Origin of the sequence: Cryobacterium aureum, from assembly GCF_002954245.1 — a bacterium.
Taxonomy (GTDB): domain Bacteria; phylum Actinomycetota; class Actinomycetes; order Actinomycetales; family Microbacteriaceae; genus Cryobacterium; species Cryobacterium aureum.
In genome coordinates, this window is sequence record NZ_PPTG01000014.1 from 164,342 (window position 1) to 179,227 (window position 14,886).

Here is a 14,886-nt window from a genome sequence, read left to right on the forward strand (position 1 = left end):
AATTCTAACCCAGTGCTGTTGTGAAGAACGGATGCGCCCGCTGGTGTCTGCACAGCGGCCGGGATGTGCTGGTAAGGGCGAGTGTTTCAGGGGCGCAGCGCCGTCGTGGCCCGGTCCCGGCTGGTGTAATCGCGGTGAGTGGCTGGGGCACGCCAGCCATCGGCTGCCAGCAACTCCCGGATCGCGGCGCCCTGCAGCTCGCCGTGCTCGATTACAAGCACTCCGCCGGGGCGCAGCAGGCGGAGGCCGGTTGCTGACACGCTGCGCACCACGTCGAGTCCGTCCGGGCCGCCGAACAGCGCGTGGGCGGGGTCGAACAGACGCACCTCGGGGTCGCGGGGAATCGCATCCGCTGGAATGTAGGGCGGATTGGAGATGACGACGGCTACCGTGCCATCGAGTTCGACGAACGCGTCGGCGAGATCACCGAAGGCGAGGGTGGCATTGGTGGCGTCGACCTCCTCGAAGTTGCGGGTAGTCCAGGGGAACGCTTCCGGCGAGTTTTCGATCGCGAAGATGCGCGCGTGCGGCACCTCAGTGGCCAGGGCCAGGGCGATCGCGCCGCTTCCGGTGCCGAGGTCGATACCGATCGGCTCCGGATCGGGCATGGAACGCAGGGCGTCGATGGCGAACTGGGCGACCTGCTCGGTTTCGGGTCTCGGCACGAACACGCCGCGGCCCACGTTCAGGGAGAGCGAGCGGAACGGAGCTCGCCCGGTTATGTGTTGCAGCGGTTCGCGCTTGCTGCGGCGGGCCAACAGGGTGTCGATGCGGGCGGCATCCGCTGGGATGACCGGTCGATTCAGGATGCTGCCGGCCTGCACTTCGCCGCGGCTCTGGCCGAGCACGTGGCCGATCAGCAGGTCGGCGTTGACCTCTGGGTCGGTGATGCCGGCCGCCGTCAGCAGGCTGATGGCGCGGTTTCGCAGGGTAGTGATGGTCTGGGGTAGGGCAGAATCTGAAGAAGTCACGTAGTGAAATGTAACGCACCAGCCGCGGCGAGGCCGGGAGACCTAGGCTGGAGCTGGCCCTCACACCGAATTTCACCGAATGAAAACCGAATGAAAGTTGCCCTCGTGCCCAAGATCTATTCCGACATCACCGAAGCCGTTGGTGGGACTCCCCTCGTCAAGCTGAACCGTTTGACCGCCGGCCTCGGCGCTACCGTGCTCGCGAAGCTCGAGTTCTACAATCCTTCCAGCAGTGTCAAGGACCGCATCGGCGTCGCGATCATCAACGCCGCCGAGAAGGACGGCTCGCTGAAGCCGGGCGGAACCATTGTCGAAGCCACCAGCGGTAACACGGGCATCGCCCTGGCCATGGTTGGCGCCGCTCGCGGCTATACGGTCATTCTGGCCATGCCAGAGACCATGAGCAAGGAACGCCGCGTCATGATGCGCGCCTATGGCGCTGAAATCGTGCTGACCGCCGGTGCCGACGGCATGCGCGGCGCGGTCGAGAAGGCCGCCGAGATCGTCGCGAACACGCCGGGCGCCGTTCTGGCGAGCCAGTTCACGAACCCGGCCAACCCGGCCGTCCACCGCGCCACGACCGGCCCGGAAATCTGGAACGACACCGAGGGCGCCGTTGACATTCTCGTCGCGGGCATCGGTACCGGCGGAACGCTCTCCGGTGCCGGCGGATACCTCAAGGGCCAGAAGCCCGGCCTCACGGTCGTCGGCGTCGAACCGATCGACTCCCCCATTCTCACCGGCGGCAAGCCCGGCCCGCACAAGATCCAGGGCCTCGGCGCCAACTTCGTGCCGGAGACCCTGGACCGCGAGGTCTACGACTCGATTACCGACGTGACCCTGGCCGACTCGCTCACCACGGCACGCTCGCTCGGCACCGATGAGGGAATCCTCGGCGGCATCTCCGGCGGCGCCGCCGTCTGGGCTGCGCTCGAGCAGGCGAAACTCCCCGAGAACGCTGGCAAGACCATCGTCGTGATTGTTCCCGGCTTCGGCGAACGGTACATTTCGACGGTGCTGTACGAAGACCTGCTGGACTAAGAGAACGCTGTCTGCCCTTAAATGAATCCCTTTCTGCGCCTCCGCGAAGACATCGCGGCTGCGCGCACCCACGACCCCGCCGCGCGCAGCAACACCGAGGTTTTTCTGGCCTACAGTGGGCTGCACGCGGTCTGGTCGTACCGGATCGCGAACCGCCTGTGGCGCGCCGGGCTGCACCTGCCCGCCCGACTGCTCTCTCAGGTCACCCGGTTTCTGACCGGGATTGAGATTCACCCAGGAGCAAGCATCGGCCGCCGGCTGTTCATCGACCACGGCATGGGCGTCGTGATCGGGGAGACGGCGGTACTCGGCAACGATGTCATGCTGTATCACGCGGTGACGCTGGGCGGTAAGAGCCGTCACGGGCATGCGCGTGGGGTGCGGCGGCATCCGTTTTTAGATGACGGTGTCACGGTGGGGGCTGGCGCCAAGGTGCTCGGCCCGATCACGATCGGGGCCTGGAGCACGATCGGCTCCAACGCCGTCGTGACCAAGGACGCTCCCCCGCGGTCACTGCTTGTGGGGGTGCCGGCGACGATTCGCCCGCAGACTCCCGCGACCGTCGAGTCCGCCCGCGGCGGAACCCTGGACCCCGAGTACTACCTCTAACCGGTCGGCACCTCGGACGGGGCCCGGGCCCGGGCCACGGGCCCAGTTTATAAACTGGGCCCAGGGACGGGGCCCGGGCCCCGTCCAGGTTAAGTGCTACTCGGGGTCGCCCAGCTCGGCCAGACGAGTTTCCTCGTCGGCGTGGATGCAGGAGTCGATCACGGGGCCGAGGGCTCCGTTCATGACGGCGTCGAGGTTGTACGCTTTGTACCCGGTGCGGTGGTCGGCGATGCGATTCTCCGGAAAGTTGTACGTGCGGATCCGCTCTGAGCGGTCCATGGTACGAATCTGGCCCTTGCGCACGAGCGACGCCGCTGCGTCGATTTCTTCCTGCTGACGGGCCAAAACTCGGGCACGCAGCACTCGCATCCCCGCTTCCTTGTTCTGAAGCTGTGACTTCTCGTTCTGCATCGCTACCACGATTCCGGTGGGAAGGTGGGTGATGCGCACAGCGGAGTCGGTGGTGTTGACCGACTGGCCACCGGGCCCACTCGAGCGATACACGTCGATCTTGAGGTCGTTCGGGTGCAGCTCGACCTCTTCGGGCTCGTCAACCTCGGGGAAGACCAGAACGCCGGCCGCCGAGGTGTGGATGCGTCCCTGCGACTCGGTCGCAGGCACGCGCTGTACGCGGTGCACGCCGCCCTCATATTTCAGGTGCGCCCACACGCCCTCGGCCGGATCGCTCGAATTGCCCTTGATCGCGAGTTGGATGTCTTTGATCCCACCGAGATCACTCGAGGTCTGCTCGATGATCTCGGTTTTCCAGCGGTTCGACTCTGCGTAGTGCAGGTACATGCGCAGCAGGTCGGCGGCGAACAGTGCCGATTCGGCACCGCCCTCCCCCATCTTGATTTCCATGATCACGTCGCGGGCGTCGAGTTCGTCGCGCGGAATCAGCAGACGGCGCAGCTTTTCAGCCGTGACGTCCAGCTGTTCCACCAGGTCCGGAATCTCTTCGGCGAAGGCCGCATCTTCATCGGCGAGTTCACGAGCGGCCTCGAGGTTATCGTCAACCTCTTTCCACTCGTGGTACGCCGCGATGATGCGACTCAACTCGGCGTAGCGCCGGTTGACCTTCTTCGAACGGGCCGGATTCGCGTGCAGCTCCGGATCCGCCAACTGCGACTGCAGGTCGTCGTGCTCGGCCAGCAGCGTGAGGACGGATTCGAACATTACTTGTCCTTGTCTGACCCGTTCAGGGTCGGCATCGACTTCTGAACCTGCATGAGGAATTCAACGTTCGACGAGGTCTCCTTGAGCCGGCCGAGGATGAGTTCGAGCGCCTGCTGCTGCTCGAGCCCAGCGAGGGCACGACGCAGCTTCCAGGTGACCTTGACTTCATCGGCGCTCATCAGCATTTCTTCACGGCGGGTGCCCGAAGCGTTCACATCGACGGCCGGAAAGATGCGCTTGTCGGCGAGCTGGCGCGACAGACGCAGCTCCATGTTGCCGGTGCCCTTGAACTCCTCGAAGATGACCTCGTCCATTTTGGAGCCGGTCTCCACCAGCGCGGAGGCGAGGATGGTGAGCGAGCCACCGTTCTCGATGTTGCGCGCTGCACCGAAGAAGCGCTTCGGCGGGTACAGAGCGGATGCGTCGACGCCGCCAGAGAGGATGCGACCAGAGGCCGGGGCGACGAGGTTGTAGGCGCGGCCGAGGCGGGTGATCGAGTCGAGCAGCACGACAACGTCGTGGCCCAGCTCGACCAGGCGCTTGGCACGCTCGATGGCGAGCTCGGCGACAACGGTGTGGTCTTCGGCCGGGCGGTCGAAGGTGGAGGCGATGACCTCACCCTTGACCGTGCGCTGCATGTCGGTGACCTCTTCGGGACGCTCGTCGACCAGAACGACCATGAGGTGAACCTCGGGGTTGTTGGTGGCGATGGCGTTCGCGATCTGCTGCATGACGATGGTCTTGCCAGCCTTGGGCGGCGCAACGATCAGGCCGCGCTGGCCTTTGCCGATCGGGGCGACGAGGTCGATGATGCGCTGCGTGAGCTTGCCGGGTTCGGTTTCGAGGCGCAGGCGCTCGGTCGGGTACAGCGGGGTCAGCTTGTGGAAGTCGACGCGGGTCGCAGCCTCTTCAACGGTCTGGCCGTTGATGGAGTCGACCTTGACGATAGCGTTGTACTTCTGACGGCCGGACTGGTCGCCCTCGTGCGGCTGGCGGATCGAGCCGACGACGGCGTCACCCTTGCGCAGGTTGTACTTCTTGACCTGGCCGAGCGAGACGTACACGTCGCTCGCACCGGGCAGGTAGCCGGACGTGCGTACGAACGCGTAGTTGTCGAGCACATCGAGGATTCCGGCGACGGGAATGAGTACGTCATCGTCGTTGACCTCTGGCTCGAAGTCGTCGCCCTGGTTCGGGCCGCGACGCTTGCGGTCGCGGTACCGGTTGCGGTTTCCGCGGCCGTTCAGGTCGTCGTCAAGCTGGTTGCGATCCTGGCTCTGGTTGCGGTCCTGGCCACGGTCATTCTGGCTCTGGCTACGGTCGTTCTGGTTCTGGTTGCGGTCCTGACCGCGCTCGCTCTGATTGCGGTCCTGGCCACGGTCATTCTGACCCTGGTTGCGTTCGGCCTGGGCCTGGGCGCGCTCCTGGTTACGTTCCTGGTTGCGCTCGTTGCGAGCCTGACGCTGGCTCTGCGCCCGCGTCATGCCCTCGTCGTTGGTGCCGTTCTGGTTGCGATCGTTCTGACCACGTTCGTTCTGGTTTTGAGCGTTCTGGTCGCCTTGGTTGTGATCGGCACCCTGCCCACGATCACCACCACGGCTGCGGCTTCGGCTGCGGCCCTGACGGGGTGCACCGGACTCGTTCTGCTGGTCGTTCGACTCGTCGGGAGACTCAACCGGCTCGTCGGTCGCGACCTCTGCGGAATCGGCGACAGCGTCAGACTCGGCCGGCGTCTCGTCGGGTACCACAGCGATGGTGCGCTGCGACGATGCACGGCGGGACGGACGGCGAGCGGATGGCGCGACCTCAACGGGAGCATCGGCCGGCGCGTCGGCGGAGTCGGCTACCACAGCGGCGGCGTCATCGACGTGCACCGGTGCGACCTGCACACGCTTGCGCGCCTGGCGAACCGGCTTGTCAGCATCCGTTGTGGTGGGAGCAGCGTCGTCGACAGCGGGAGCAGCGGTGTTAGACGTCACAGTATTACGGGCGTTGCGAGCGATGCGCGAGCCGGCCGCCGGAGCGTCGGGCAGGATAATACCGAATCCGGTGCTGGCGTCGGCATTGACGTGGGACTTGGCCGGAGCGGCGGTCGTGGTGCTGGCACGACGCGGTGCACGCTTGCGGGGGGCCGTTTCGAGTGCCTCCGCGAGGCTCTCGATCGTCGCGCTCTCGGGCGCGGCCTCCGCAGGAGCGGCCTTGACGGGCGCGGCCTCTGCGGGTGCAGCCTCGACTACGGGAGCCTCGGCGGGAGCAGCGGCGCTCGTGCCGGACTGAGCCGTTTCGATTGCCTCAACGAGTTCTCCTTTGCGAAGTTTGGAAGCGCCGGGGATTTTCAGTTCAAGGGCCAGAGCCTGAAGCTCGGACACCCGAAGTGCGCTCAGGCGGGGAAGTTCCGAGCCAGTGGCGCGGAGGTTGACATCAGTCACGAAGGGGGTTCCTTTCCCCTGCCGAACAAAAATTCAGGCCAGGAGAGATGTATGCAGCGACGAATGCGCTGCGGGTGATCCAATCCGACAAATGGAGGGGATTGGTGTAAACACACACAGCCACGCACGAAATCGCAATAGCAGTGAGGTACAGGGAATGCACCGGATGTCGCCAGAGGCGGTTTCTATCGGGTGCACAATAACCATAGCACTCCGGAGCCATTCGGCTCGACCGCCCGAGGAACGGCCGAGCCGACGCACGCCACGCACGCCGACTCGACCAGAATGCTCGCTACGCGGCGGTCTCCGCCGCAGTCTCCGCCGTGTTGTCCGCCGTGAGCGGATGTACGGTGGCGCCCTGCACATCGACGGCGAGCATGAGTGCTCGCCATGGGGTATCAGAGTTGCTGGCAACGAGTTCGGCAGCCACCAGACGCTGGCTCGGGTCGCTGGCCAATACGAGAATGGATGGCCCGGCGCCGGACACGACGGCCGCGAAGCCGGCGGCGCGCAGCAGGGTGATGAGCTTGTTCGTCTCCGGCATCGCGGCGGCACGGTAGCTCTGGTGCAGTTTGTCCTCGGTCGCGGCGAGCAGCAACTCGGGGCTCTGGATGAGCGCGGCGATCAGCAGCGCCGAACGCGACAGGTTGAACACGGCGTCTTCGTGCGGCACCGAGGCCGGCTGCAGGCTGCGCGCGAGCGCTGTGGACATCTCCTGCTCCGGCACGAACACGAGCGGCTTGACGCCGCGGTGCACCATGAGCTTCTTGTGACGCGGGCCCTCCGGCGTCGTCCAGGCAATGGTCAGGCCGCCAAACAGGGCAGGGGCCACGTTGTCGGGGTGACCTTCCATCTCGGTGGCGAGCACGAGCAGCATCTCGGCATCGATGTCGACGATGCCCTCGAGCAGGCCCTTAGCCGCCATGATGCCCGACACGATTGCGGCACCGGAGGAACCGAGGCCGCGCCCGTGCGGAATGACGTTGTGCGCGACGATGTCCAGCCCGGGCATGGGCTGACCTACGGCGTTGAAGGTGTGAATAATGGCCCGCACGACGAGGTTACTCTCGTCGGTGGGCACCACGCCGGCACCGACGCCGTGCACCTCGACGAACACGCCGGGTTCACTCCGCACAGTCACCTCGAGCTGGTCATACTTGGCCAGCGCCAGACCGAGCGTGTCAAAGCCGGGGCCGAGGTTGGCCGTCGTGGCCGGAACCTGCACCGAGACGGCACGGCCGATCAACGAGACGACCCCGCCTTGCCAAGAATCAGAACTGGTCATGCCTTGGCCAGGCCGAGCACGCTCGCGATTTCGGCGGTGTCGATCGGAACGATTGTGGGCTTCACATCGGAGCCGTCAGCGGTGCGAAGCGCCCACTGCGGGTCTTTCAAACCGTGGCCGGTGACCGTGATGACCACGGTCGAGCCCTTGGGAATGAATCCGGCTTCGGCACGCTCGAGCAGGCCGGCGACGCCGATAGCGGATGCCGGCTCAACGAAGATGCCAACCTCGGCCGAAAGGATGCGGTGGGCTTCGAGAATCTTCTCGTCCGTGATGGCACCGAAATAGCCGTCGCTCTGCTCGCGTGCGTTCAGCGCAAGGTCCCAGGATGCCGGGTTGCCGATGCGGATGGCGCTCGCGATGGTGTCCGGGTGGTCGACGCGGTGGCCGAGCACGATCGGGGCGCTGCCGGCGGCCTGGAAGCCGAACATGCGCGGCAGCTTCGTGGTGGCGCCGCGCGCGACCTCTTCGCTGTAGCCGCGAAAGTAGGCGGTGTAGTTGCCGGCGTTGCCGACCGGGACGAACTGAAAGTCGGGGGCGTCGCCGAGAACTTCGACGACCTCGAAGGCGGCGGTCTTCTGCCCCTCGATGCGGTCGGGGTTGACCGAGTTGACCAGGTGCACCGGGTAGTTGGTGGCGAGGTCGCGGGCGATGTCGAGGCAGTCATCGAAGTTGCCCTGCACCTGCAGCAGCTGCGCGTTGTGTGCGACGGCCTGGCTGAGCTTGCCCATGGCGATCTTGCCCTCTGGCACGAGCACGGCGGCGGTGATGCCGGCGTGGGTGGCGTACGCGGCAGCGGACGCACTGGTGTTGCCGGTCGAGGCGCAGATGACGGCTTTCGCGCCGTCTTCCATGGCCTTGGAGATGGCCATGGTCATGCCGCGGTCCTTGAACGAACCGGTCGGGTTCATTCCCTCGAACTTGATCCAGACCTTGGCGCCGGTGCGCGCGGACAGCGCGGCGGCGGGAATGAGAGGCGTTCCCCCCTCACCCAGCGTGATGATCGGGGTGGCGGCCGAGATGTTCAGTCGGTCGGAGTATTCGCTCAGCACGCCGCGCCACTGGCGACTGACAATCGCGCCGGGCTTGGTCAGGTTGGCACTGGTCTCGCTTGGGCTAAACATCAGACTCCTTCAACTCTCAAAACGGATGCGACTTCGCTGACCACGCTGTTGGTGGCCAGGTCTTGCACGGTGGCGGCGAGTGCGGCCTCCGTTGCGTCATGGGTCCCGATAACTAGGGTAGCCGTGGCCGAGCGGGCTGCGCGACTCGCGGTGCCAATCACGGCGGGTGTCATGGATTGTTCCACGAGGGCCAGGGAGACCTTGCGCTTGCTGAACACGCTCGCGATGGTCGCGAGCACGCCCGGTTCGTCGGTTACTTCAAGAGTCACGGCGTAGCGGGTGGTTACCCGGCCGATGTCGAAAACGGGCAGTTCGGCGTAGCTCGACGCAGCTACTCCCGGCCCGCCGGCCACGTGACGCCTCGCGATCGAGACGACGTCGCCGAGCACGGCAGAGGCCGTCTCCACTCCCCCGGCACCGGCGCCGTAGAACATGAGGCTGCCAGCCGATTCCGCCTCGACGAAGACGGCGTTGTTGGCGCCGTGCACTGCGGCGAGCGGATGGCTGCGCGGCACCATCGCCGGGTAGACCCGTGCCGACACCCCGTCGACACCGTTCTCGTCTCTAACACGTTCACAGATAGCCAGCAGCTTCACGACATAGCCGGCCTTTCGGGCCGATTCAATCTGCGCCGGCGTGACCGAGGTGATTCCCTCGCGATATACGGATGCCAACGGCACCGTCGTGTGAAACGCCAGACTCGCCAGAATGGCCGCCTTCTGCGCGGCGTCGTAGCCCCCGATGTCAGCGGTCGGGTCGGCCTCCGCGTAGCCGAGCGCGGTCGCCTCGGCCAGCGCGTCCTCCAGACTGGACCCTTCGGTATCCATCCGGTCGAGGATGAAGTTCGTGGTGCCGTTGACGATGCCGAGGATGCGTTTGACCTGGTCACCGGCGAGGCTCTCCCGCAGCGGACGCACGATGGGGATGGCCCCGGCGACGGCGGCCTCATAGTTGATCTGGGCGCCCACCTGATTCGCGGCCGCGAACAGCTCGGGTCCGTGGAGCGCGAGGAGCGCCTTGTTGGCGGTGACAACATCCGCTCCACTGCTGATCGCCAGCAGAATGTGGCTGCGAGCCGGCTCGATGCCGCCCATCAGTTCGATGACGATGTCAGCGCCGAGAATGAGTTCTTCAGCGTTGGTCGTGAACAGTTCACGCGGCAGGTCGACGGTGCGTTCGGCGTTCACATCGCGAACCGCGATGCCGACCAGTTCAAGGGTGGCCCCGACCCGGTTGGCGAGCTCAGGGCCCTGCTCCAGCAGCAGGCGGGCCACCTGGGCGCCAACTGATCCACCGCCGAGGAGGGCGACGCGTAGATTGCGGTATTCGATCTTCAAGGTGCTTCCTTAATGAGTTGTCCTCCGTTGGTGGGCGGCACGGCCCCGGTGTCCCGCGCGAGCAGGTCGGCAATCGTTTCGCCGCGCACGAGCACACGAGCCGTACCGTTCACAACCGCGACGACGGGCGCGCGGCCCTGGTAGTTGTAGTTATTGGACAGCGCCCAGCAGTAGGCGCCGGTGGCGGGCACAGCGAGCAGGTCACCGGGAGTCACGTCTCCGGGCAGATAGTCAGCGTCAACAACGATGTCGCCGCTCTCGCAGTGTTTGCCGGCGATTCGCACGAGCACCGGCTGCGCGATCGAGCTGCGATCGGCGAGGCGCACGGCATAGTCGGCGCCGTACAGGGCGGGGCGCACGTTGTCGCTCATTCCGCCATCGACGCTGACGTAGAGCCGCTGCGTGCCGGCGACGTCGACGGCTTTGGTCGTGCCAACGCGGTACAGGCTCACTCCGGCGCGACCGATGATGACCCGTCCGGGTTCAAAAGCGACGATCGGCAGCGGAATTTTCAGCCGCGCGCACTCTGCGGCGACGATGTCGGCCAGGGCACGAGCGAGTTCGCGAATCGGAGTGGGTTCGTCAGCGCTCGTGTAGGCGATACCGAAGCCACCGCCCAGGTTGAGCTCTGGCACCGGGCCATCCGCCAGCAGGGTGGCATGCAGGTCGAGCAGACGGGCAGCCGACTCGGCGAAACCGTCGGCACCGAAGATCTGCGAACCGATGTGGCAGTGCAGACCGACGAAATTGAGCGCCGGTTGAGCGCGAATCAATGCGACCAGCCTTGCAGCGTCACTGAGCACGATGCCGAACTTCTGGTCTTCGTGCGAGGTCGCCAGAAAATTGTGGGTGTGTGCGTGCACGCCGCTGTTCACGCGCAGGCGCACGTTCTGGGCGCGTCCGTTGCGGGCTGCTGCTTCGGCGACGCGGCCGATCTCGACCTCGCTGTCGATCACGATCGTGCCGACACCGACCCGGGTGGCCTCGTCGAGTTCAGCGGGGGATTTGTTGTTGCCGTGAAACCCGAGGCGAGCGGGGTCGGCACCGCCGGCCAGAGCGACGGCGAGTTCGCCGCCGCTGCACACGTCGATATTGAGGCCGGCGGCGATCATCCAGCGCACGACCTCGGTGGAGAGAAAGGCCTTGCCGGCGTAATACACTTTGGCGCTCGTGCCGATGCGGGCGAACTCGGCCTGGAACACGGCGAGCAGCTCGGCGGCGCGGGAGCGGGCATCCGTTTCGTCGATGACGTACAGGGGGGTACCGAATTCGGCGGCGAGGGCGGTGGCACTCACGCCGCCGAGCTGGAGTTCGCCGGTGCTGGTGCGAACGGTCGAGGTGGGCCAGAGCCCGGGCGCGAGCGCGTTGGCGTCGGCGGGCACGCGCAGCCAATCGGGTGCCAGCGGGTTGGATGAGTTGTCCACAGGATGAAGTGTCACGGGAATTACCTCACGAGAGTCGAAGGGGAATCTCAGCGAGCGAACCCGGATTGGTCCCTGAAGCCGGAAAATGTGCCAGCCCGCGATTGGGGCGTGCCTGACTGAATTCTACCGCCGCAGGTGGCGAGGTTCGAATTAGCCGGAGCAGGTGCCTAGGGTGGTCAGCGACTGCCGGGTGAGCATGAGCGTGCTCGACTCCAGCGTAACGCGTGCCCGCTCCGGCGAAATGTCGACACCGTTCAGTTCGACGCCTTCAGGCAGGTAACCAGCGACGCAGACACTGATGGGCGCCTGCTGGAGGATCAGATTGACCAGGGGTGTGGCGTCGATGTCGCCGACGCCGCTGGTGATGGTGGCTTCGGTGGGCGCAATACTCAGCGCGTCACCGGCGGCAGTGGCCGTCGCGGTGGCGCTGTATCCCACATTGAATTCGAACAATTTCACCGTGCCGGTGTAGCTGACGACGCCGTCGCCGAGGGTCATCACGGCGTCGGCGGGAGCCGTGCCAGAGGCCTGAACCAGCTGGTTGAGCGCGTCCTGGTCGAGATCGAGGGTGGCGGTGAGCGATCCGATGGCCTTGGCGGTGTTGGTCGATACGTCACGAGCCACGACGTGAACGGATGCCGGCACGCCATTTACCGCGAGGTTCGGCGCGGTCAATTCCACCTGGTCGAAGTTGCCGGCGATGAACTGGGCGATCACCGAGGTGCCGCCAATACTGACGGTCACGTCACCGGTCACCGAGGCGGGCAGGCTCTTGGCGATCTCCGCCTCGGCGGTATCCTGCGCGAAGGCCCGCAGCCCGCTGTCGACCAGGAAGTAGGCGACGACGAGCAGCACGGCGAGTACGCCCACGATGATCAGCGGAACGAGACCGCGACGCTTGGTTCTGGCCACTGTTTCATTCACGGCGGCTACATGCGCTCCGGGGCGGTGACGCCGAGCAGGCCCAGGCCGTTGCGAATCACCTGGCCGGTGGCGTCGTTCAGCCACAGGCGGGTGCGGTGCAGGTCGGTGACCGGTTCTTCGCCGAGTGGAATGACCCGGCAGTTGTCGTACCAGCGGTGGTAGTAGCCGGCGACCTCTTCGATGTAGCGGGCGACGCGGTGCGGCTCGCGCAGTTGCGCAGCCTGGGCGACGACGCGCGGAAATTCCTGCAGTACGCCGAGCAGTGCGGATTCGCTGTCGTGCACGAGCAGTTCCGGGGCGAAGACGGTGCGTTCGACGCCGCTCGAGCTCGCGTTGCGGGCGACCGAGCAGGTGCGGGCGTGGGCGTACTGCACGTAGAAGACGGGGTTGTCGTTGGTGCGTTTGCCCAGCAGGTCCAGGTCGATGTCGAGCTGCGAGTCGCTGTTCGAGCGCACCAGGGCGTAGCGGCCGGCGTCGACACCGACCGCGTCGACGAGGTCGTCGAGGGTGACGATGGTGCCGGCCCGCTTACTCATGCGCACCGGTTCGCCGTCTTTGAGCAGGTTGACCATCTGGCCGATCAGAATCTGCAGGTTCACGCCGGGCTCGTCGCCGAAGGCGGAGACCATCGCCATCATGCGGCCGACGTAGCCGTGGTGGTCAGCGCCGAGCATGATCAGGCACTGGTCGAATCCGCGCTCGCGCTTGTCGAGGTAGTAGCCGAGATCGCCAGAGATGTAGGCCGGTTCCCCGTTTGAACGGATGATCACCCGGTCACGATCGTCGCCGAAAGTGGTCGTGCGCAGCCAGATCGCGCCATCCGCTTCGAAGATGTGGCCCTGTTCGCGCAAGCGTTCGATGGCACGGTTGACGGCGCCGGATTCGTGCAGGGAATCTTCGTGAAAGTACACGTCGAAGTCCACGCCGAAGCCGTGCAGTTTGTCTTTAATCTCGGTGAACATGAGGTCAACGCCGATCGAGCGAAACACTTCTTGTTGTTCGTCGCGGGGAAGGGCGGCAACGTCGCCGTCGTACTTCGCGAGCACGTTCGCGGCGATGTCGCCGATGTACGCTCCGCCGTAGCCGTCTTCGGGGGTGGGTTCGCCGAGGTAGCTGGCGAGCACGCTGCGGGCGAAGCGGTCGATCTGCGAACCGTGGTCATTGAAGTAGTACTCGCGGGTGACGTCGGCGCCCTCGGCTTTAAGGACCCGGGCCAGGCTGTCACCCACTGCCGCCCACCGCACGCCACCCATGTGGATCGGGCCCGTGGGGTTGGCCGAGACGAATTCGAGGTTGATCTTGAGACCGTCATAGAGGTGGCCGGTGCCGTAAAGGTCGGCTTGGTCGACGATGGTCTTGGCCAGTGCGCCGGCCGCCGCCGCTTCGAGGCGAATGTTGATGAAGCCGGGACCAGCGATTTCTACGGATGCCACATCACTGAGCTGTTCGAGACCGGAAGCCAGTTCGGCGGCGATTTCACGCGGGTTGGCCCCGAGGGGTTTCGCTATTTTGAGCGCGATACTCGAGGCCCAGTCACCGTGGTCGCGGTTGCGCGGGCGTTCGACGGCGACGTCCGCGAGGGTGAGTCCGAGGTCTACCCCAACCGTGTCAGCCTCACGTCGGCGCTCGCTGACGTCGACAATGAGGTCGAACAGGGATTGGGAGAGTTCGGCAGGAGTCACCCACCGATCGTACCGGCCTCTCCTGTTGGTAAGGTCAACGCGTGACTGATACACGCGTCTACCCCCCTCTCGTTCGCTCCGCTCGTGGCCGGGCGGGCGTTCTGCTCGCCGCTGGCACGCTGGTTACCCTCGCTCTGACCGGGTGCAGTGGTGGCGACGAGCCGAAGCCCACGGATTCCTCGGTCGCGACGAGCGGGGCATCCGCTGACCCGACCGAAACCGCCGCACCCTCGTCGTCTCCGACGCCGACGCCGGAAGCGACCGGGACCGCGATCACGCAAGTCTGTGGCGATCTGCTCACCCTGCAGGATGTCTACGATTTCAACTCGAACTATGGCACCGCCCCCGATTACTCGCCGAGTACCGGCAGCCTGAGCGAGACCGCCGCGACGTACAACGGCCTCACCTGCGGCTGGTCGAACCAGACCAGCGGCGAGCTGATCGAGATCTCGGTCGTGGCACCCAACGATGTGCTGATGACCACGCTTAAGCAGCAAGCGGATGCCGACAGCCAGGCCGTTCCCACCTACGGCACCCCGCCGGCCGTGGACGGCTTCTTCACCTATGCCGGTGGCGTCGGTGAAGCCCAGGTCTTCACGGAAAAGTACTGGGTCACTCTCAGCACCTCCGCGTTCTTTGAGCCCGGCGATGCCGAATCCCTCATCTCGACGGTGCTGTCGCACCTCGGTTAGCAGATTCTGCCGGGCCGGCCGTGGTGGCTCCTGGCAGCCGGGTCATGATGCTAACCTTGAACCACCCTGGCCCCCATAGCTCAGGGGATAGAGCACTGCCCTCCGGAGGCAGGGGCGGCAGTTCGAATCTGCCTGGGGGCACACCATTCACACTGCAGAAATTCCTGATCAGAGGAATTTCCAGGGCCATAC

Annotated in this window: 12 protein-coding genes and 1 tRNA gene; 4 read left to right on the forward strand and 9 right to left on the reverse strand. The window is 65.6% G+C overall.

What is annotated here, in order from left to right; genetic code table 11:
• Nucleotides 1-86: 86 nt before the first annotated feature.
• Entirely contained in the window at nucleotides 87-938 is an 852-nt protein-coding gene (gene prmC, locus CJ028_RS06390; protein WP_240607135.1) for a peptide chain release factor N(5)-glutamine methyltransferase, read from the reverse strand.
• A 123-nt stretch (nucleotides 939-1,061) separates the two neighbouring features.
• Here prmC and cysK point away from each other — a divergent pair, with 123 nt between their 5' ends.
• On the forward strand, nucleotides 1,062-2,012 hold the full coding sequence (gene cysK / locus CJ028_RS06395; protein WP_105034439.1) for a cysteine synthase A: 951 nt from the start codon (nucleotides 1,062-1,064) through the stop codon (nucleotides 2,010-2,012).
• 21 nt (nucleotides 2,013-2,033) lie between these two features.
• Nucleotides 2,034-2,621 carry a serine O-acetyltransferase EpsC gene (epsC, locus tag CJ028_RS06400; protein WP_105034440.1) on the forward strand — a complete coding sequence of 196 codons (588 nt, stop codon included), beginning with the start codon at nucleotides 2,034-2,036 and terminating at the stop codon, nucleotides 2,619-2,621.
• Between the two features lie 96 nt (nucleotides 2,622-2,717).
• Here epsC and prfA read toward each other — a convergent pair whose 3' ends face one another.
• From prfA to argS, 8 genes are all read right to left on the reverse strand, one after another.
• A complete protein-coding gene (gene prfA, locus CJ028_RS06405) occupies nucleotides 2,718-3,797 on the reverse strand; it encodes a peptide chain release factor 1 (RefSeq protein ID WP_092109373.1) in 1,080 nt (359 codons plus the stop codon).
• A complete protein-coding gene (gene rho / locus CJ028_RS06410) occupies nucleotides 3,797-6,226 on the reverse strand; it encodes a transcription termination factor Rho (RefSeq protein ID WP_167395130.1) in 2,430 nt (809 codons plus the stop codon). The genes prfA and rho overlap by 1 nt, the downstream gene beginning before the upstream one ends.
• A gap of 292 nt (nucleotides 6,227-6,518) precedes the next feature.
• The gene (thrB, locus tag CJ028_RS06415) at nucleotides 6,519-7,511 is read right to left on the reverse strand and encodes a homoserine kinase (protein WP_105034441.1); all 993 of its coding nucleotides are present in this window, start codon (nucleotides 7,509-7,511) and stop codon (nucleotides 6,519-6,521) included.
• On the reverse strand, nucleotides 7,508-8,635 hold the full coding sequence (thrC, locus tag CJ028_RS06420) for a threonine synthase (RefSeq protein WP_105034442.1): 1,128 nt from the start codon (nucleotides 8,633-8,635) through the stop codon (nucleotides 7,508-7,510). The genes thrB and thrC overlap by 4 nt, the downstream gene beginning before the upstream one ends.
• Nucleotides 8,635-9,972, reverse strand: a complete 1,338-nt coding sequence (locus tag CJ028_RS06425; RefSeq protein ID WP_240607127.1) for a homoserine dehydrogenase — start codon at nucleotides 9,970-9,972, stop codon at nucleotides 8,635-8,637. The genes thrC and CJ028_RS06425 overlap by 1 nt, the downstream gene beginning before the upstream one ends.
• Complete coding sequence (lysA, locus tag CJ028_RS06430) at nucleotides 9,969-11,396, reverse strand: diaminopimelate decarboxylase (RefSeq protein WP_205683957.1); 1,428 nt, start codon at nucleotides 11,394-11,396, stop codon at nucleotides 9,969-9,971. Before lysA ends, CJ028_RS06425 begins: the two co-directional genes overlap by 4 nt.
• 150 nt (nucleotides 11,397-11,546) lie before the next feature.
• Entirely contained in the window at nucleotides 11,547-12,308 is a 762-nt protein-coding gene (locus CJ028_RS06435; protein ID WP_161498908.1) for an LmeA family phospholipid-binding protein, read from the reverse strand.
• A gap of 17 nt (nucleotides 12,309-12,325) precedes the next feature.
• The gene (gene argS / locus CJ028_RS06440) at nucleotides 12,326-14,002 is read right to left on the reverse strand and encodes an arginine--tRNA ligase (protein ID WP_105034445.1); all 1,677 of its coding nucleotides are present in this window, start codon (nucleotides 14,000-14,002) and stop codon (nucleotides 12,326-12,328) included.
• Nucleotides 14,003-14,043: 41 nt separating this feature from the next.
• Between argS and CJ028_RS06445 the strand changes: the two genes are divergently transcribed.
• Together CJ028_RS06445 and CJ028_RS06450 are read left to right on the forward strand one after the other, a co-directional pair.
• Entirely contained in the window at nucleotides 14,044-14,694 is a 651-nt protein-coding gene (locus CJ028_RS06445) for an iron ABC transporter ATP-binding protein (protein ID WP_105034446.1), read from the forward strand.
• Between the two features lie 69 nt (nucleotides 14,695-14,763).
• Nucleotides 14,764-14,835 (forward strand) — tRNA-Arg (locus CJ028_RS06450).
• Nucleotides 14,836-14,886: the final 51 nt, after the last annotated feature.